This window comes from Streptomyces sp. NBC_00086 (genome assembly GCF_026343255.1).
Lineage (GTDB): Bacteria > Actinomycetota > Actinomycetes > Streptomycetales > Streptomycetaceae > Streptomyces.
In genome coordinates, this window is record NZ_JAPELZ010000001.1 from 5211341 (window position 1) to 5229239 (window position 17899).

The window sequence follows — 17899 nt, forward strand, 5'->3', positions numbered from 1 at the left end:
TGCAAAGAAGCCTATGCAAGGGTTTCTTTGCAACCACTTCTTTGCATCCCCGCTCCGGCGCTCACTCCTCCTTGATGAACCCCTCCGCCACCAGCCAGTCCTTGGCCACCTCGTGCGGATCCTGCCCGTCCACGTCGACCAGGGCGTTGAGCCGCTGCGCCGTCTCCGTCGTCAGCCGCTTCGACAGGGGGTCCAGCAGGCCCGCGATCTGCGGGTACTTCTCCAGCGTCTTCGCGTGCAGCTCCGGCGCCGCGTTGTAGTTGGGGAAGAAGTGCCGGTCGTCGGCGAGGGTGTCCAGGTCCATGGCCTTGATCCGGCCGTCCGTGGTGAAGGCCTCGCCCAGCAGGCAGGAATCGGACTTCGAGACCTGGGTGTAGATGATTCCGGCGTCCATCTTCATGACGTTGCCCGCCGGGATCTTCATCCCGTACGCCTTCTCCATCCCCGGCAGCCCGTCCTCCCGCGAGGCGAACTCGTTCTCCACGCAGACCGTCACCGCCTTGGGGTCGCGCTGCGACAGCGCCGCCACGTCCGACATGGTCTTCAGCCCGTACTTGGCGTTGTTCTTCTTGCTGATGGCGAGCGTGTAGGTGTTGTTGAGCGTGGAGGGCGGCAGCCAGGCCACGCCGTTCTTCACGTCCGCGTCCCGCACCGCCTCCCACTGCGCGTAGGGGTCCGTGATCGGCTCGTCGTTGCCGAGGTAGGTGATCCACGCCGTGCCCGTGTACTCGTACATGGCGTCCGCGTCGCCCTGGATGATCGCCTCGCGGGCGCTGATCGACCCGGGCAGGTTGGTGCGGTCCAGCACCTCCGCGCCGGCCGCCTTGAAGATCAGGCCGATCATCTGGCCGAGCACGATGTTCTCGCTGAAGTTCTTCGAGGTGACCGTGAGCGAGGCACCCTTGAGCGGCTGCCCCTGGCCCACCGAGCCGGGCAGGACGTCGTCCACCATCGGGGAACCGCTCTTGAGCCCGCAGCCCGCGAGCGCCAGCAGGGCCGCGCAGGCCGCCGATGCCGTCCGTACTGTCCTTGTGCCGAGCCTGTCCATCTACGCCTCCAGCCCGCGCGGGGTCAGGACCGTCTCGGCCAGGGAGGCCAGCCAGTCCACGAACAGCGCCAGCGCCACCGTCAGCACCGAGCCCAGCACCAGCACCGGCATCCGCTGGGTCTGGATCCCGGAGGTGATGAGGTCGCCCAGGCCCCCGCCGCCGCCGAAGGTGGCCAGGGTCGCGGTGCCGACGTTGAGGACGAGGGCCGTCCGTACGCCCGCCAGGATCAGCGGGACCGCCAGCGGCAGTTCCACCTTCATCAGCGTTCCCATGGCGGACATCCCGATCCCGCGCGAGGCCTCCACCAGCTGCGGGTCGATCCCGCGCAGCCCCGCGACGGTGTTGGACAGCACGGGCAGGACGGCGTAGGCGACCATGCCGATGATCGCCGTCGAGGGGCCGATGCCGAGCCAGATGACCAGCAGGGCCAGCAGGCCGATGGCCGGGGTGGCCTGGCCGATGTTGGCGACGGCGGTGACCAGCGGGGCCGCCCGGCGCAGGCCGCGGCGGGTGAGGGCGATGCCGAGCGGGATCGCGATGACCAGCACCCAGAAGGTGGAGATCGCGGTGAGCTGGACGTGCTGCCACAGCCGCAGCTCGACGTTGCCGTCCGCGAGGGAGTTCTCGGCGATCGTGTCGAGGGTGGCGTTGGTGATCCACAGGTACGTGGCCAGCAGCACCAGTGCCAGCACGATGGGCAGGGTCACCAGCCGGGCCCAGGTGAGCCGGCGCCCGGGGCGGGGCGGCGCGGTGGAGGTCATGACCTCCTCGGCGGGATCGGGCTCCTCCGGGTCGCGGAAGACGTGGCCCCCCAGCTCGTGCTCGCCGGGCGGGCGTTCGGGGGAGACGGGGTTGCGCGGGCTCATGAGCCCTCCGTACCGTCCCGGAGCCCCTCCAGGTCCCGCTCGACGCGGTGGTGGCGCAGCTCCTCCAGGTCGTGCGCGTGCTCGGCCGCCGTCAGCCGGTCGGCCTCCAGCATCTCGTGCACGGAGTTCATCAGGGTCTCCATGTCCACGACGCCGATGTACTCGCCGCGCCGCCCGGTGACGGCCACCCGGCCGCCGCTGTCGGTGAGTACGGCCTCCAGGGCGTCGTGCAGGGTCGCGTCGCGGGTCACGGTGTCGTGCACGAGCTGGCCGGCCCGGGCGAGGGAGCCCTTGGCGCGCATCAGGTCGCCGCGGCGCAGCCATTTGTACGGGCGGCCGCGCCGGTCCAGCATCAGGAGCTCGTTGCCCTGGCCGGCGCGCAGGGTGTTGAAGATCTGCTGGAGCGGGTCGTCCACGGACACGGTCGGGAACTCGGCGATCTCCACGTCCCGCACCCGGGTGAGGTTGAGCCGCTTGAGCGCCGCCCCGGCGCCGACGAACCCGGAGACGAAGTCGTCGGCGGGGTTGGTGAGGATGGCCTCGGGGGTGTCGAACTGGGCGATGTGCGAGCGTTCGCGCAGGACGGCGATCCGGTCGCCCAGCTTGATGGCCTCGTCGAAGTCGTGGGTGACGAAGACGATCGTCTTGTGCAGCTCGTGCTGGAGCCGGATCAGCTCGTCCTGGAGGTGGTCGCGGGTGATGGGGTCGACGGCGCCGAAGGGCTCGTCCATCAGCAGGACCGGCGGGTCGGCGGCGAGGGCCCGGGCCACGCCCACGCGCTGCTGCTGGCCGCCGGAGAGCTGGCGCGGGTAGCGGCCGTGGAACTCGCGCGGGTCCAGGCCGACCAGGTCGAGCATCTCCTCCACCCGGTCCTTCACGCGGGACTTGGACCAGCCGGTCATCTTCGGGACCAGGGCGATGTTCTCGGCGACCGTCATGTGCGGGAAGAGCCCGGAGGACTGGATCGCGTACCCGATCTTGCGGCGCAGTTTGACCGGGTCCATGTCGGTGACGTCCTCGTCGCCGATGCGGATCCGGCCCGAGGTGGGCTCGATCAGCCGGTTGATCATCTTGAGGGTGGTGGACTTCCCGCAGCCGGAGGGGCCGACGAACACCACCAGCTCGCCCGCCTTGATCTCCATCGAGACGTCGTCGACGGAGGGGTTGGGGTTGCCGGGGTAGCGCTTGGTGAGGTTCTCCAGCTGGATGGTGGCGCCGGAGGCGGAGGCGGAGGCCGGCCGGGTCTCGGTCGGCGGGGCCTCGGTCGGCAGCTTCTCGGACTTCGGGGCCTCGGACGTCGGTTCAGACACGGATTCCCCTCGGGATGGTGAGACGGCCGAGCAGCACGTACGCGGCGTCGAAGAGCAGGGCGAGGATGACGACGCCGAGGGTCCCCGCCAGGACCTGGTTGATGGCGTTGGCGCTGCCGAGCGAGGCGATCCCGCGGAAGATCTCGTTGCCCAGGCCCGGCCCGGAGGCGTAGGCGGCGATGGCCGCGATGCCCATCAGCATCTGCGTGGAGACCCGGATGCCGGTCAGGATCGGCGGCCAGGCGAGCGGCAGCTCCACCTTCAGCAGCTGGGCGCCGCGCGACATCCCGATGCCCTTGGCGGCATCGACCAGGGCCGGATCCACCCCGCGCAGCCCCACGATGGAGTTGCGGACGATGGGCAGCAGTCCGTACAGGGTCAGGGCGATCACGGTCGGCGCGACGCCGAGGCCGACGATCGGGATCAGCAGGCCGATCATGGCGAGCGAGGGGATGGTCAGCACCGTGGAGGTGGAGGTGACCGCGAGGTTCCCAGCCCAGCCGCTGCGGTAGGTCAGGACGCCGATGGCGACGCCGAGGGCGGTCGCGATCAGCATGCACTGGAAGACGGCGCTGGCGTGCTGGAAGGCGTCGGTGAGGAGCTGCTGGTGGCGGTTGGACAGGTAGGCCCAGAAACTCACGCCACGTCACCTCGTCCGTCGTTGCCGCAGGTCGGTCGGATCAGTCGTCCTCGGCCGCCTGTTCGACCAGGGGGATGATCCGCAAGGGTACGGGATTTTCCATGACAATCGCCGTCGAAGCCCTCACGATGCCATCAAAAGCGACAACTCGGTCGATCACCCGTTGAAGGTCCGCGTTGGACCGGGCCACGAGCCGGCACAGCATGTCCCCGTGCCCGGTCGTCGTGTGCAGTTCCAGCACCTCCGGAACCCCGTCCAAGTGCGCCCGTACGTCCGCGCCTTGCCCCTGCTTGATCTCCAGCGTGGCGAAGGCCGTCACCGGGTACCCCAGGGCCGCCGGATCCACCTGCGGACCGAACCCCCGGATGACTCCGTTCGACTGAAGCCGGTCCAGCCGGGCCTGCGCCGTACCGCGCGCCACGCCGAGCCGGCGCGAGACCTCCAGGACCCCGATCCGGGGCTCGCGGGCGAGCAGGACGATGAGCCTGCCGTCGAGCTCGTCGATTCCCATGGGTGCCTCCGGGGCGGTCGGTCGGTGGTCATAGTGCACAGATATCCCAGTCATGGTCGGCTGAGAGCGAGCAGTGTGTACAGCAGAAATGGAAACTATTGCGCATCTTGTGGAACGGCGGGACTCTGCCGTCATGACTGAGACCCAGCCGCTCGACACCGCACCGCCCACCGCCGCCAAGGCCGATCCCTTCCCGGTCAAGGGCATGGACGCGGTCGTCTTCGCCGTAGGCAACGCCAAGCAGGCCGCGCACTACTACTCGACCGCCTTCGGCATGAAGCTCGTCGCCTACTCCGGACCGGAGAACGGCACGCGCGAGACGGCCAGCTACGTCCTGACCAACGGCGGCGCGCGGTTCGTCCTCACCTCGGTCATCAAGGCCACCACCGACCGGGGCCGCTTCCTCGCCGAGCACGTCGCCGACCACGGCGACGGCGTCGTCGACCTGGCGATCGAGGTCCCCGACGTGAAGGCGGCCTACGCCTACGCCGTCGAGCACGGCGCGCGCGGTCTCGACGAGCCGTACGAGCTCACCGACGAGCACGGCACGGTGCGGCTGGCGGCGATCGCCACCTACGGCCAGACCCGCCACACCCTGGTCGAGCGCGGCGACTACACCGGCCCCTACCTGCCCGGCTTCGTCTCCGTCGCCCCGATGGTCGAGCCCCCGGCCAAGCGCACCTTCCAGGCCATCGACCACTGCGTGGGCAACGTCGAGCTCGGCCGGATGAACGAGTGGGTGGCGTTCTACAACAAGGTCATGGGCTTCACGAACATGAAGGAGTTCGTGGGCGACGACATCGCGACCGAGTACTCGGCGCTGATGTCGAAGGTCGTCGCGGACGGCACCCTGAAGGTGAAGTTCCCGATCAACGAGCCGGCGATCGCGAAGAAGAAGTCGCAGATCGACGAGTACCTGGAGTTCTACGGCGGCGCGGGCGTCCAGCACATCGCGCTGGCCACGAACGACATCGTCGGCACGGTGCGCGCGATGCGGGCCGCCGGCGTGACCTTCCTGGACACCCCGGACTCCTACTACGACACCCTCGGCGAGTGGGCGGGCGAGACCCGGGTCCCCGTCGAGACCCTGCGCGAGCTGAAGATCCTCGTCGACCGCGACGAGGACGGCTACCTGCTGCAGATCTTCACCAAGCCGGTCCAGGACCGCCCGACGGTCTTCTTCGAGATGATCGAGCGCCACGGGTCGATGGGCTTCGGCAAGGGCAACTTCAAGGCCCTGTTCGAGGCGATCGAGCGCGAGCAGGAGAAGCGCGGCAACCTGTAGATCGCGAAGTCCGGGCTCCCGGCCCGCACCGTGAACGCCGGCGGGGCTGGATCCATCCAGCCCCGCCGGCGTCTGAGGCAGGGGGTACCCCCTGCGGTAGCTGGGGGAGGGTCCGGGCGGAGCCCGGTTTCGGGAAGGGGCGGGGTGGGGGAGGCCCCGCGCAGCGGCTCCCCGCCCGGCCGCCTACGGCTTCGGCTTCGGCTTGGCAGCCGGCTTCGCCTTCGGGAGTTCCGGGGCCACCCACGGCTTGGTGGGCTGCATGTTCTCCGGGCCGCCCGCCGGGGGCTTGCCGATCGTCGCCAGGGCCTGCTTGGCCAGCGGGGCCCGCACCGGCGAGAACCGCGGGTTCGTCCGCAGGGCCTCCTCCAGGTGCCGCCGCGCCCCGGCCACGTCGCCCAGGCCGCGCTCGATCACCGCCCGGTGGTACGAGAACTCCGCGAGCCGCAGCCCCTGCTCCGTGGCCTTCTTCGCGTACTCCAGAGCCGCCGCGTCGTCGCCCGTCTTGTGCAGCGCCCAGCCCAGCGCGTCCGCCACCGGCAGGCTCTTGTGCCGGGCCCACTCCGCCGTGAGGCGCCGTACGGCCGCCGTCGGGTCGCCGTGGTCCGCCTCGAACCGGCCCAGGAGCAGCTCCTCGTTCACCCCGCTCCGGGCGGCCTGCGCCGCGATCCCGTCGTACACCGCCTTCGCCTCGTCGCCCCGCCCCAGCGACTCCAGCAGTTCGCCCAGCTCCAGCGACAGCGCCGGCACCGCGGCCCGCCCCAGCGCCAGCCGGTAGTCCCGTACGGCCTCCCCGCCCCGGCCCAGCGCCGCCAGCACCCGCGCCCGGCCGCCCAGCGCCTGCGCCTGCGCCGGATCGGTGCGCAGCGCGGCCTCGTACTGCTTCAGGGCCTCCGCGTCGTCGCCGCGCTCCCACGCCAGCTCCCCGAGCCGGAACAGCACGTACGCCTTCTCCGCAGGGGCCTTCGCCGCGCCTCCCGCGTGCTCCATGGACATGGTCGCGTCCTCGCGCCAGCCCCGGTCCCGGTACACCTGAGAGGCCTTCATGAAGGCCGCCAGCCCCGGACGCAGGTCCACCAGGCTCTCCATCGCCTTCTCCGCGGCCTTGTAGTCCCCGAGACCGCCGTACGCGTCCACGAGCACCGGGTACGCCGTCCACCGCTTCGGCGCTTGCGCCCGTACGAGCTCGCCCCACTTCTTGCCGGTCCCGAAGTCCCGCCGGGCGTTGGCCAGCGTGCCCATGCCCGTCATCGCGTCGAAGTTGCCCTTCTCGGCCGGACGCAGCTCCAGCGAGCGCTTCAGCGCGCCCTCCGCCTTCGGGTACCAGCCGGGATCGGCCGTCCGCCGCGCCTGCTCCAGGTACGCCGATCCCAGCACCGCCCACGAGGCCTCGTCGTCCGGGTGCTCCGCGACCCACTTCTCCCGGTCGAGGACCAGCGCCGACAGGTCCACCGCCGCCACCGGCGCACCCATGCCGACCGCCGCGCGGGCCCGCTCGCTGGGCCCCGGCGGGCGCGCGTCGTCGCCCGTGCGGGCCGGCCGGATCAGCAGGGCCCCGGCGATCAGGACGACCAGGGCCGCCGCCGCCACGAGCGTCTTGCGGCCGGTGAAGGTCACGGGCGGGGCAGCCTGCTGCTGCCTCTCCTGAGAGACGAATGCATCGCGCATAGGGTCCATGGAGTCACTGTGCGTCAATATGAAGAGCTCGCCGAGGTGTCCGAAGAGCGTCGCGGGCGTGTTCACACCGATGGCCCCGGGTGCCACGCTGGCCCCATGGCTGACACAGTTGACGAAGTTGATGGCGGGTCACGCGAGCTCCACGAGCTCGACGAGCTCCACGCGCTCCTCCTCGAAGGCCTCCCGCCCGAGGCACTGCTCACCGACCCCGGGGTGACCGCCTCCTACGCCACCGACATGGCCAGCTTCTGCGCCGCCGGCACCCCGGCCGCCGTGGTCCTGCCCCGGACCGTGGAACAGGTCCAGCACGTCCTGCGCACCGCCCACGCGCTGCGCGTACCCGTGGTTCCCCAGGGCGCCCGTACCGGTCTGTCGGGCGCGGCCAACGCCTCCGACGGCTGCATCGTGCTCTCCCTCGTGAAGATGGACCGGATCCTGGAGATCGACACCGTCGACCGGATCGCCGTCGTCGAACCGGGCGTCGTCAACGCCGTCCTCTCCCGCGCCGTCGCCGCGCGCGGACTGCACTACCCGCCGGACCCCTCCAGCTGGGAGCAGTGCACCATCGGCGGGAACATCGGCACCGCCGCCGGAGGTCTGTGCTGCGTCAAGTACGGGGTCACCGCCGAGTACGTGCTGGGCCTCGACGTGGTCCTCGCCGACGGAAGGCTCCTGCAGACCGGCCGGCGCACCGCCAAGGGCGTCGCGGGGTACGACCTCACCCGCCTGTTCGTCGGCTCCGAAGGCAGCCTCGGCGTCGTCGTCCGGGCCGTCCTCGCGCTGCGCCCGGCCCCGCCCCGCCAGCTCGCCCTCGCCGCCGAGTTCCCCTCCGCCGCGGCCGCCTGCGAAGCCGTCTGCGCGATCATGGAGGCCGGTCTGACGCCCTCGCTGCTGGAACTGATGGACCGTACGACCGTCCGCGCCGTCAACGCGCTCGGCAAGATGGGCCTGCCCGAAACCACCGAGGCCCTGCTGCTCGCCGCCTTCGACACCCCGCACGCGCCCGAGGACCTGGCCGCCGTGGGCGCCCTGTGCACCGCCGCCGGAGCGAGCGCCGTCGTACCGGCCGAGGACGCGGCCGAGTCCGAACTGCTGCTCCAGGCGCGCCGGATGGCCCTGCCCGCCCTGGAGGCCCTGCGGCCCGCGACGATGATCGACGACGTGTGCGTACCGCGCACCCGGCTCGCCGAGATGCTGGACGGGACCGCGGCCATCGCCCGTGCGCACGACCTGCTCATCGGGGTCTGCGCGCACGCGGGCGACGGGAACACCCACCCCATCGTCTGCTTCGACCCCGCCGACGAGGACGAGACCCGGCGGGCCCGCGCGTCCTTCGAGGAGATCATGGCGCTGGGCCTCGAACTGGGCGGCACCATCACGGGCGAGCACGGGGTCGGCGTCCTGAAGAAGGAGTGGCTCGCCCGCGAACTCGGCCCGGTGGGACTGGAGATGCAGCGCGCCGTCAAGCACGCCTTCGACCCGGAGGGACTGCTCAACCCGGGCAAGCTCTTCTGAGCCGCGGCTCCTCGTCGAGCCACGGCCCTTCGTCGAGGCACGGCTCCCCGCCGAGTCACAGCTCCCCGTCCGCCGACTCGTCCGACGGCCACGGGTCGCGCATCCACAGCTCGTCGGCCGGCGTCGGGGCCAGCAGCTCGGCCAGCGCCGCGTCCAGGCCGAGCCGGTCGGCCTCGGTGCCGGGCGGCACGATCCGCAGGGTCCGCTCCAGCCAGGCCGACACCGACACGGCGGGAGCCTCCAGCAGGGCGTCGCCGTCGGGGGAGCTGAGCGCCATGCACAGGACGGCCTGCTGGCCGACCTTCGTGGGCCAGATCCGCACGTCGCCGTGGCCGCACGGGCGGAACACCCCCTCGACCAGCAGCTCGCGGGCGAAGGTCCAGTTGACCGGGGTGCTGGAGCCGGTGTGGAAGGTGATGTGCACGGCGTACGGGTCGTCCGTCAGGTACAGCAGCCGGGCGGGGACGGGGACGCTGCGCTCGGGGGACAGGACCAGCTTCAGTTCCAGCTCGCGCTCGACGACGGGGTGCTGCATGGCGGCCTCACTTCGGTACGGGTGCGTGTTCGGGTGCTGCGCGGGGCCGGACAACCGGCCCACACCCGCAGAGAGCGCCGAAGTGCCCGGGTATGACGCGACTTCGCGAGGCGCATCGAGGATTGGCCGAAATCAATCGGCTGACCGAAAGCTTCCGTACAGGGCTGTGTTCGTCTGCGTTCGCCCGATCGCTTGGATTCTCCCGTTACCGGACCTGCCGGGGGGCGGTTCTTGGCTATGGTCCACCCCTGCAAGAAGCCTCAAGCCACGATCGGAGTTGGGGACATTGACGGCCTCCCCTGGTGACGGCGAGCACGCGGCCCGCGAGGGCTACTACCCAGATCCGTCCATCCCCGGGTACGTCAGGTTCTGGAACGGCCTGAACTGGGTTCCCGGTACGAGCCGCCCCGCGGCCCCTGCCGACGAGACGGGTCCCGTGTTCCTCGACCAGACGGGTGTGAGCGAGGCGCTGCGCGAGCCGGAGCGATGGCCGCGGCCCGAGCCTGCCCCCCGGCCGGCCGCCGACTCCTGGCCGGAGCCCGCCGCACCGCGGCCGCAGCCCGCCCCCCGCGCGGAGTCCGGGGCGTGGCCCGAGCCCGCTCCCCGGCAGGAGCCCGAGCCCTGGCCGGAGCCCGCTGCCCGGGCGGAGACCGGGCGCGGGGAGCAGCCCGGTGCGGACCCCGAGCCCGCGGGATGGCAGGTCGACCCGCTCCACCAGGCCGGGTTCGGCGGGCCGCGCGACCACCGGGTGTCCTGGGGCCACGAGGAGGCCGCAGCCGCCCGCCCCGGCGGGATCTCCCTGGCCCGCCCGCCGGTACCGGCCCCCGCGCAGGCCCCCGCCTCCAGCCCGGCCCCCGCCGCCGTCCCGGCCCCGGCGGGCGTGTCCGCCGCCCTGCCCGCGCAGGCGTCCGCTTCCGCCGCCCCGGGCGGCCTCGGGATCCTCTCGGCGCCCTCGCCCGTTCCGGCGGCCCCCGCGCCCGCCCCCGCCGCCGCCCCCGACCCCGTGTGGCCCGCCGCCCCGGGTGCGCCGGGCTCGGACCCGGAGCCGGTGGGGCGCGTGCGGCCCGCGCGGCGCCCGGCCCCGGCCCCGGCCCCGGCCGCCGCGGCGGAGCCCGCCCGGCGCCCGGCCCCCGTAGAGCCGGCGGACCGTGCGGAGCGGGCCGAGGCCGCAGCGGCCCCCGCACCGCGTCCCGCCAGGACCGGACGCGCGGTGTTCGAGCGGATGGCGGAGCGGGCCGTGCGCCCCGCCGGGCTCGTGCGCCGCGCGACGGCCCGGCTGCTGGACTCCCTCGTGTACGCCGCCGTCGCGACCGGGGTGGCGCTGCCCCTCGTACCCGCGGCGACCGCGCACCTCCAGGCCAAGGTGGACGCCGCCCGGGCGGGCGGCCGCACCACCACCGTGTGGCTGCTCGACGGGACCATCGCGGGCTCACTGGGCCTCGTCCTGGGCGCCGTCCTCCTCTTCGGCGTCTTCTACGAAGCCCTGCCCACCGCCCGTTGGGGCCGCACCCCCGGCAAGAAGCTGCTCGGCGTACGGGTCCTCGCCACCGCCACGCTGCGCCCGCCCCGCTTCGGCGCCGCGCTGCGCCGCTGGCTCGTGTACGCCTTCCTGGGCCTCCCGGGGGCCCTGTGGGCCCTCGGGGACCGCCAGCGCCGCCGGACCCTCCACGACCGCGCGGCAAGGACGTACGTGGCCCGCTAGGGCCCTCGCGCGCCCGCTCGTCCCCCGAATGGACGCGTCCCCGTTGCGGGCCGCTGCGCGCCGGGTTCGACTCGGGCCATGAGCACCGACCAGCCGCCGCCGGGCCAGCCGCCCGAGGACGACCCGTTCCTCAAGAAGCCCCAGGAACCGACGCCTCCGCCGTCGGGTGGTTCGCCGTACGGCTCACCGCCCGCCGGCGCCGGCGGAGGCTTCCCGCCGCCCCCGCCCGGAGGCGGAGGGGGCTATCCTCCGCCGCCCCCGCCCGGGGGAGGGGGCTATCCGCCCCCTCCGCCCCCGTACGGAGGCCCCGGCGGCGGTGACCCGTACGGCGGGGGTGGCGGCTACGGCATGCCCGACCCGCTCGCCGGGATGCCGCCGCTCGCCGACTTCGGCAAGCGGCTCGTCGCCCGCGTCATCGACCTGCTGATCATCGCCGTGCCGCTGTTCGTCATCCAGCTGTTCGCCGGTGACCGCAACCGCTACACGGTCGACACGAACCAGGGCGAGGACGTCACCGAGGTCATCACCAAGTCCTACAGCGGCAGCGGTCTGGTCATGACGCTGATCTCGATCGTCGCGTACGTGGGCTACGACTGGTGGTTCGTCAAGAAGAACGGCCAGACCCTGGGCAAGAAGTGGATGGGCCTGCGCGTCGCGATGCTCAACGACGGCAGCGTCCCGCAGTCCAACGCCGCCCTCAGCCGGTCGGCCGTGCTCTGGCTGCCGACGCTGATCTGCTGCTTCTGCCTGTGGCCGATCGCGCTCGTCATCTCGATGCTCGTCGACAAGCCCTACAAGCAGGGTCTGCACGACAAGGTGGCCAAGACCGTGGTGGTCCAGGCCTCCTAGAGGGCCACCCAGAGGTACGCAGTCCGAGTGCGCGGGCGGTCTCCCCACGGGGGAGGCCGCCCGCGCCGCGCTGTGCGCCGTGTCGGCGGGGTCGGGTCAGTGGTGCACCGGATGCTCGACGGGCGCGGGGGCCGGGGCGGAGGCCGCCACGTCCCGCGGCACGGTGTCGGGAGCCGCCGGGTACGCGGCGGCGGTCCTCGTACGGGTCGCCGCGTGCCGTCCGCGCCGGCGCGGGAGCGGCACGGTGAGGGCGACGAGGAGCCCGAGGGCGAGGGCGGCGGCGGAGATGACCGCGACGCCGAGTCCCGTACTCGTCTGCGAGAGCAGCAGCATGGCGATCGTCGACACGATGACGGTGGCGGACCCGTAGGCGAGCTGTGCGGCAGTCGGACGCGGCATGGCGATATCCGTCCTCGAAGCGGGAGGGGGAGTCGGCTCGGACCAGGTCTGGCGCCGAGTGACTCTACGACGGTGGATGCCCGAGCGGAACTGTCGGTAAGCGCGACCTCACCCATGCGACGGGAAGCAGCGGAGCACGGGGGGCGCACGGGGAGCACCCGAGGGGTCCGGGGGCAGGGAGGGGCGGAGGGGACGGGTGCGGTCCGAGCCGGGCCAGAAGTACCGTTCGTCCCCTATGGCCGCGGAACGTCCGAATAGCGGAACTCGGTGACCGCATAGTGCAGTTGTAAGGAACAAGTCAAGGTCTGTCTTTTCTTGCGACTCTCCGGTCAAATGTCGTCACTTGAGACGCGCGCCGCACGGAACCCCCCACTCCTACGGAGAAGTTCCGCACCACCTTCGCGGCCGCGGGAGGGGAACGACATCAAGTGACCAGCAACTCGGCCAGAAGACGAGCGCTGCGCGCCGCCGCAATCGGCGTGACCCTGGCAGCGACGGCGGCCACCGGCGCCGCCTTCACGATGGCCCAGGCAGACCCGGGTGCGAAGGTGTCTGCCGCCGAACGCCAGGACCCGACCGCTCCCTCGAAGGAGCAGGTCGACCACGACCTGAAGGGCCCGTTCAGCGAGCAGCAGGAGCAGGCCAGGAAGGCTGCCCTGGAGCAGGTACTGAGCGGCAAGAAGAGCGTCGAGCAGCGGGGCGCCTCCAAGGTCGTCAAGCTCGACGACAAGAAGTACGTCGAGCTCGGCCGCGAGAAGACCGACAAGATCTTCACGATCCTCGTCGACTTCGGCGACCAGGTGGACAGCACCACCATGTTCGACCCGGACGGCCCCGGTCCCAAGCCGGCCGTGCCCAAGTACGGCGGCAACCCGGGCCCGATGCACAACCAGATCGCCCAGCCCGACCGTGCGACGAACAACAGCACGGCCTGGCGCAAGGACTTCAACCGCGCGTACTTCCAGGACCTGTACTTCGGTACCGGCACCGGCAAGAACTCGCTGAAGACCTACTACGAGAAGACCTCCTCGGGCCGTTACTCGGTCGAGGGCGAGGTCGCCGACTGGGTCAAGGTCCCGTACAACGAGGCCCGTTACGGCTCGAACTACTGCGGCTCCAGCAACTGCTCCAACGTCTGGGACACCGTCAAGGACGGCGTGACCGCCTGGGCCGAGGGCCAGAAGAAGGCCGGCAAGACCGACGCCCAGATCAAGGCGCAGCTCGCCCAGTACGACCTCTGGGACCGCTACGACTTCGACGGCGACGGCAACTTCAACGAGGCCGACGGCTACATCGACCACTTCCAGATCGTCCACGCGGGCGAGGACGAGTCGGCCGGCGGCGGCGTGCAGGGCACCAACGCCCTGTGGGCGCACCGCTGGTACGCCTACGGCACCGAGGCCGGCAAGAACGGCCCGGCCAACAACAAGGCCGGCGGCACCCAGATCGGCAACACCGGCATCTGGGTCGGCGACTACACGATGCAGCCCGAGAACGGCGGCCTCGGCGTCTTCGCGCACGAGTACGGCCACGACCTGGGCCTGCCCGACCTCTACGACACCTCCGGTGGCGGCGAGAACTCGGTCGGCTTCTGGTCCCTGATGTCGGCCGGCTCCTGGCTCGGCACCGGCAAGGACTCCATAGGCGACCTCCCGGGCGACATGACCGCCTGGGACAAGTTCCAGCTGGGCTGGCTGAACTACGACGTGGCCAAGGCCGCGACGAAGTCCACCCACAAGCTGGGCGTCTCCGCCTACAACACCAAGGACAAGCAGGCGCTCCTCGTCGAGCTGCCGAAGAAGAAGGTCACCACCGAGATCGTCGCTCCCGCCGAGGGTTCCTCGCAGTGGTGGAGCAACATGGGTGACGACCTCAAGAACACCCTCACCCGCTCGGTCGACCTGACCGGCAAGTCCTCCGCGGCCCTGTCCCTCAAGGGCTGGTGGGACATCGAGGCGGAGTACGACTTCCTGTACACCGAGGTTTCCACCGACGGTGGCGCCACCTGGACCGCGCTCGCCGGCACCGCCGACGGCGTGGACATCCCGGTCGACGCCTCCAACAGCCCGTCGCTCACCGGCGTCTCGGGCAGCTGGAAGAACCTGAACTACTCGCTGAACGCCTACGCGGGCAAGAAGGTCGACCTCCGCTTCCGCTACCAGACGGACGGCGGCGCGGGCGGCAAGGGCTTCACGGGCGACGCGCTCAGCATCACGGCGGACGGCGCCACGCTGTTCACCGACGGTGCCGAGAACGGCGACAACGGCTGGACCGGCAAGGGCTTCTCCCGCGTCGGCGCCGGCTTCACCCAGGAGTACGCCCAGTACTACCTGGCCGAGAACCGCCGCTACGTCTCGTTCGACAAGACCCTCAAGGTCGGTCCGTACAACTTCGGCTTCGCCAACAGCAAGCCGAACTGGGTCGAGCACTACGCCTACCAGGACGGCCTCCTGATCTGGCAGTGGGACACCTCCCAGAAGGACAACAACACCAGCCAGCACCCCGGCTCCGGTCTGATCCTTCCGATCGACGCCAACGCCAAGCCGATGAAGTGGTCGGACGGCACCCTGCTGCGCAACAAGATCCAGCCGTACGACGCCGCCTTCAGCGCGTACAAGACGGATGCGATCACCCTGCACAAGAACGGTCAGGAGCTCTTCCTGAAGCCGAAGGCCGCGCAGCTGGTCTTCGACGACCACAAGGGCAAGTACTACTACGACGAGAACCCGACCGGCTCGGTGAAGGTCACTGACACCAACACCAAGATCAAGATCGTGAAGGAGACCTACGACGGTCTCGTCATGACGGTCGAGGTCGGCCCCTCCGTTAAGTAATTCAGTAAAACCGCAGGTCAAAGCATGATCGGCCGTCGCCCTCTAGCGGGCGGCGGCCGATCGCGTTTAGATGCGTGGGCTGAGTTTCTTATTGACGGGGGAGATGAAGACATGCCCGGTGGAGGTTTCGTCCGATTGCCAGGCGGCAGCGTGGTCGTCGCGCTCACGCTGCCCAGACCGTCCGTGGAAGGTGCCGTCAAGGGCGGCATCGAAGGCGGCACCGACGGTGGAAACGTCCGCGTGCTGGTGCACGCGGTGAACCGGGCCCGCGCCCTGACCAGGCTGCGGAACCTCGGACTGCGCGCCGTCTACCTGCGCGGCAACGCCCAGCCGCCCACCCCGGACGAGATCACGGCCGTCCTGCACCACCCCGACGGCCTGCTCTGGCGCTGCGCGCCGGACCGGGCGGCGGAGCTGTGGCACCCGATCAGGGCCCTGCTGGGGTGAGCGGGCGGGGCTGAGAGAGGGCTGAGCGAGGGCTGAGCCGCGGGCTGAGCGGCCCCGGAGGCGCCCCGCGGGTGCCCGGTGTCAGCCGGCCACCACCGGGGTCCCGCTCAGCTCCACACCGGCTTCCCGCAGCTCGGCCAGCGCGCGGGTCGTGGTGTGCGGGGCCACCCCGGCCGTCAGGTCCAGCAGGACGTGCGTACGGAACCCCGCGCGGGCCGCGTCCAGGGCGGTGGCCTTGACGCAGTGGTCGGTGGCGATGCCGACCACGTCGACCTCGGTGACGTGCCGGTCGCGCAGCCACTCCGTGAGCCCGCGGCCGTTCTCGTCCGCGCCCTCGAAGCCGCTGTACGCCGCTTCGTACGCGCCCTTGTCGAAGACGGCGGCCACGGCCCCCGAGGCGACGGCGGGCGCGAAGTTCGGGTGGAAGCCCACGCCCTCGGTCCCGGCGACGCAGTGCACCGGCCAGGAGGTCTCGTAGTCCGGCTGGGCCGGGGGGTGCGCGAAGTGGGACCCGGGGTCGATGTGGTGGTCGCGGGTGGCGACGACGTGCCGGTAGCCGGCGGTGGCCTGCCCGATGAGCTCGGTGATGGCGGCCGCGATGTCGGCTCCGCCGGTGACCGCGAGGCTGCCGCCCTCGCAGAAGTCGTTCTGTACGTCGACGACGATCAGTGCGCGGTGCATGTCCGGTGCCCTTCGGCTTGGTGTGTGGTGGCGGGTGCTGGGCGGGAGACCCTGCGGGGGCTCTTCCCCCACCCCGCCCCTTCCCGAAACTGGGGGCTCCGCCCCCAGCCCCCCTCTGCGGGCGCCGACGCGCCCGCGCGTCCGGGCTGACGCCGGCCGAATCCAGCCCCACCGGCGTGTGAGGCGCGGGGTCTACACGTACTCGGTCGGGATCACGGCCTCGCCGCGCGACAGCTGCGTGGCGGAGAGCGGCAGGCCCGTCAGGGCCTCGCGGTGGCGGTCGCGGGCCGCCTCCAGGGACTCCCGGGCCACGACCTCGCCGCCCTTGACCAGCTCCACCAGGAGCTGCTTGTCCGCCAAGGCGGCCGGCACCGGCCCGGTCCCGAGGACCTCCGCCTCCGCGACCCCCTCGGAGTCGACCCGGCGGGCAGCCCACTTGCGCCCCCCGACGGAGGTCTTGCCGCCGGAGGACTTCTTCGCGACCGACACCAGCGGCGCCTTCGGATCGGCCGAGGCCGCCCGCGCCACCAGCTTGTAGACCATCGAGCACGTCGGGTGCCCGCTGCCCGTCACCAGCTGGGTGCCGACCCCGTACGCGTCCACCGGCGCGGCCGCCAGCGAGGCGATCGCGTACTCGTCGAGGTCCGAGGTCACCACGATCTTCGTCGCGGTCGCCCCCAGCTCGTCCAGCTGCTGCCGCACCCGGTGCGCGACCAGCAGCAGGTCCCCGGAGTCGATGCGGACGGCGCCCAGGTCCGTCCCGGCGACCTCCACGGCCGTCCGGACCGCCTCCGCCACGTCGTAGGTGTCGACCAGCAGCGTGGTGCCGCGGCCCAGCGAGGCGACCTGCGCGGTGAAGGCGTCCCGCTCGCTGTCGTGCAGCAGGGTGAAGGCGTGCGCGCTCGTGCCGACCGTCGGGATCCCGTACCGGAAGCCGGCCGCGAGGTCCGAGGTCGAGGTGAAACCGCCGACGTACGCGGCGCGCGCCGAGGCGACGGCCGCCAGTTCGTGCGTGCGCCGGGCGCCCATCTCGATGAGCGGCCGGCCGCCGGCGGCCGAGGCCATCCGGGAGGCGGCCGCGGCGATCGCGGAGTCGTGGTTGAGGATCGACAGGATCACGGTCTCCAGCAGCACGCACTCGGCGAAGCTGCCCTCGACGCGCAGGACCGGCGAGCCGGGGAAGTAGACCTCGCCCTCCGGGTAGCCCCAGACGTCGCCGGAGAAGCGGTAGGAGGCGAGCCAGTCCAGGGTGCGGGCGTCGACGACGTTCCGCTCGCGCAGGAACTCCAGTACGGCGCCGTCGAAGCGGAAGTTCTCCACCGCGTCGAGCACCCGGCCGGTCCCCGCGATCACTCCGTAGCGGCGCCCCTCGGGGAGCCGGCGGGTGAACACCTCGAAGACCGAGCGGCGGTCGGCCGTGCCGTTGGCCAGCGCGGCCTGCAACATCGTGAGCTCGTAATGGTCCGTGAAGAGCGCTGTCGACGGCACGTCCACCGGCAGGCCCAGGTCCGCAGGGTTCATGCGACGGATGCTAGCGCACATCTCGTCAAAGTGACGAGATGTAGGGGTCCGTTTGTGCGACGGGCCCCTGTCAGTGGCAGC

The 17899-nt window shown here is 71.6% G+C and carries 16 protein-coding genes; 6 read left to right on the plus strand and 10 right to left on the minus strand.

What is annotated here, in order from left to right; all coding sequences use genetic code 11:
- Positions 1 to 61: 61 nt before the first annotated feature.
- Genes OG276_RS23385 through OG276_RS23405 form a run of 5 tightly spaced genes read right to left on the minus strand, consistent with a single transcriptional unit; the run spans position 62 to position 4376 of the window.
- Positions 62 to 1048, minus strand: a complete 987-nt coding sequence (locus tag OG276_RS23385; RefSeq protein ID WP_266908407.1) for a glycine betaine ABC transporter substrate-binding protein — start codon at positions 1046 to 1048, stop codon at positions 62 to 64.
- Complete coding sequence (locus tag OG276_RS23390) at positions 1049 to 1915, minus strand: ABC transporter permease (protein WP_266908409.1); 867 nt, start codon at positions 1913 to 1915, stop codon at positions 1049 to 1051.
- Complete coding sequence (locus OG276_RS23395) at positions 1912 to 3186, minus strand: betaine/proline/choline family ABC transporter ATP-binding protein (RefSeq protein WP_266913054.1); 1275 nt, start codon at positions 3184 to 3186, stop codon at positions 1912 to 1914. The genes OG276_RS23390 and OG276_RS23395 overlap by 4 nt, the downstream gene beginning before the upstream one ends.
- Before the next feature lie 31 nt (positions 3187 to 3217).
- Positions 3218 to 3865, minus strand: coding sequence for an ABC transporter permease (locus tag OG276_RS23400; protein WP_266908411.1), 648 nt, complete (start codon positions 3863 to 3865; stop codon positions 3218 to 3220).
- Positions 3866 to 3905: 40 nt separating this feature from the next.
- Positions 3906 to 4376, minus strand: coding sequence for an Lrp/AsnC family transcriptional regulator (locus OG276_RS23405; RefSeq protein WP_112448141.1), 471 nt, complete (start codon positions 4374 to 4376; stop codon positions 3906 to 3908).
- A gap of 133 nt (positions 4377 to 4509) precedes the next feature.
- Here OG276_RS23405 and hppD point away from each other — a divergent pair, with 133 nt between their 5' ends.
- A complete protein-coding gene (hppD, locus tag OG276_RS23410; protein WP_266908414.1) occupies positions 4510 to 5661 on the plus strand; it encodes a 4-hydroxyphenylpyruvate dioxygenase in 1152 nt (383 codons plus the stop codon).
- A gap of 183 nt (positions 5662 to 5844) precedes the next feature.
- Here the strand turns inward: hppD and OG276_RS23415 are convergent, their stop codons facing one another.
- A complete protein-coding gene (locus OG276_RS23415) occupies positions 5845 to 7326 on the minus strand; it encodes a tetratricopeptide repeat protein (RefSeq protein ID WP_266908416.1) in 1482 nt (493 codons plus the stop codon).
- Positions 7327 to 7431: 105 nt separating this feature from the next.
- Between OG276_RS23415 and OG276_RS23420 the strand changes: the two genes are divergently transcribed.
- Positions 7432 to 8850, plus strand: a complete 1419-nt coding sequence (locus OG276_RS23420; protein ID WP_266908418.1) for an FAD-binding oxidoreductase — start codon at positions 7432 to 7434, stop codon at positions 8848 to 8850.
- Between the two features lie 55 nt (positions 8851 to 8905).
- Here OG276_RS23420 and OG276_RS23425 read toward each other — a convergent pair whose 3' ends face one another.
- Positions 8906 to 9385 (minus strand): SsgA family sporulation/cell division regulator, encoded by a 480-nt coding sequence (locus OG276_RS23425; protein WP_266908420.1) that lies wholly within the window; start codon positions 9383 to 9385, stop codon positions 8906 to 8908.
- A 286-nt stretch (positions 9386 to 9671) separates the two neighbouring features.
- On the opposite strand from OG276_RS23425, the gene OG276_RS23430 reads away from it, so the two are divergent.
- Complete coding sequence (locus OG276_RS23430; protein WP_266908422.1) at positions 9672 to 11087, plus strand: RDD family protein; 1416 nt, start codon at positions 9672 to 9674, stop codon at positions 11085 to 11087.
- Between the two features lie 78 nt (positions 11088 to 11165).
- Positions 11166 to 11936, plus strand: coding sequence for an RDD family protein (locus OG276_RS23435; protein WP_266908424.1), 771 nt, complete (start codon positions 11166 to 11168; stop codon positions 11934 to 11936).
- 96 nt (positions 11937 to 12032) lie between these two features.
- Here OG276_RS23435 and OG276_RS23440 read toward each other — a convergent pair whose 3' ends face one another.
- On the minus strand, positions 12033 to 12335 hold the full coding sequence (locus tag OG276_RS23440) for a hypothetical protein (protein ID WP_266908426.1): 303 nt from the start codon (positions 12333 to 12335) through the stop codon (positions 12033 to 12035).
- A gap of 428 nt (positions 12336 to 12763) precedes the next feature.
- Here OG276_RS23440 and OG276_RS23445 point away from each other — a divergent pair, with 428 nt between their 5' ends.
- The gene (locus OG276_RS23445) at positions 12764 to 15169 is read left to right on the plus strand and encodes an immune inhibitor A domain-containing protein (RefSeq protein WP_266908429.1); all 2406 of its coding nucleotides are present in this window, start codon (positions 12764 to 12766) and stop codon (positions 15167 to 15169) included.
- A gap of 111 nt (positions 15170 to 15280) precedes the next feature.
- On the plus strand, positions 15281 to 15616 hold the full coding sequence (locus tag OG276_RS23450) for a hypothetical protein (protein ID WP_266908431.1): 336 nt from the start codon (positions 15281 to 15283) through the stop codon (positions 15614 to 15616).
- 81 nt (positions 15617 to 15697) lie between these two features.
- Here OG276_RS23450 and OG276_RS23455 read toward each other — a convergent pair whose 3' ends face one another.
- Both OG276_RS23455 and OG276_RS23460 read right to left on the minus strand, forming a co-directional pair.
- Entirely contained in the window at positions 15698 to 16297 is a 600-nt protein-coding gene (locus OG276_RS23455; protein WP_266908433.1) for a nicotinamidase, read from the minus strand.
- 192 nt (positions 16298 to 16489) lie between these two features.
- A complete protein-coding gene (locus OG276_RS23460; RefSeq protein ID WP_266908435.1) occupies positions 16490 to 17818 on the minus strand; it encodes a nicotinate phosphoribosyltransferase in 1329 nt (442 codons plus the stop codon).
- Positions 17819 to 17899 lie beyond the last annotated feature (81 nt).

Bases quoted from the DNA above. Each gene is read 5' to 3' on its own strand.
- OG276_RS23385 (WP_266908407.1), bottom strand. From the start codon at position 1,048: ATGGACAGGCTCGGCACAAGGACAGTACGGACGGCATCGGCGGCCTGC.
- OG276_RS23390 (WP_266908409.1), bottom strand. From the start codon at position 1,915: ATGAGCCCGCGCAACCCCGTCTCCCCCGAACGCCCGCCCGGCGAGCAC.
- OG276_RS23405 (WP_112448141.1), bottom strand. From the start codon at position 4,376: ATGGGAATCGACGAGCTCGACGGCAGGCTCATCGTCCTGCTCGCCCGC.
- hppD (WP_266908414.1), top strand. From the start codon at position 4,510: ATGACTGAGACCCAGCCGCTCGACACCGCACCGCCCACCGCCGCCAAG.
- OG276_RS23415 (WP_266908416.1), bottom strand. From the start codon at position 7,326: ATGCGCGATGCATTCGTCTCTCAGGAGAGGCAGCAGCAGGCTGCCCCG.
- OG276_RS23420 (WP_266908418.1), top strand. From the start codon at position 7,432: ATGGCTGACACAGTTGACGAAGTTGATGGCGGGTCACGCGAGCTCCAC.
- OG276_RS23425 (WP_266908420.1), bottom strand. From the start codon at position 9,385: ATGCAGCACCCCGTCGTCGAGCGCGAGCTGGAACTGAAGCTGGTCCTG.
- OG276_RS23435 (WP_266908424.1), top strand. From the start codon at position 11,166: ATGAGCACCGACCAGCCGCCGCCGGGCCAGCCGCCCGAGGACGACCCG.
- OG276_RS23440 (WP_266908426.1), bottom strand. From the start codon at position 12,335: ATGCCGCGTCCGACTGCCGCACAGCTCGCCTACGGGTCCGCCACCGTC.
- OG276_RS23450 (WP_266908431.1), top strand. From the start codon at position 15,281: ATGCCCGGTGGAGGTTTCGTCCGATTGCCAGGCGGCAGCGTGGTCGTC.
- OG276_RS23455 (WP_266908433.1), bottom strand. From the start codon at position 16,297: ATGCACCGCGCACTGATCGTCGTCGACGTACAGAACGACTTCTGCGAG.
- OG276_RS23460 (WP_266908435.1), bottom strand. From the start codon at position 17,818: ATGAACCCTGCGGACCTGGGCCTGCCGGTGGACGTGCCGTCGACAGCG.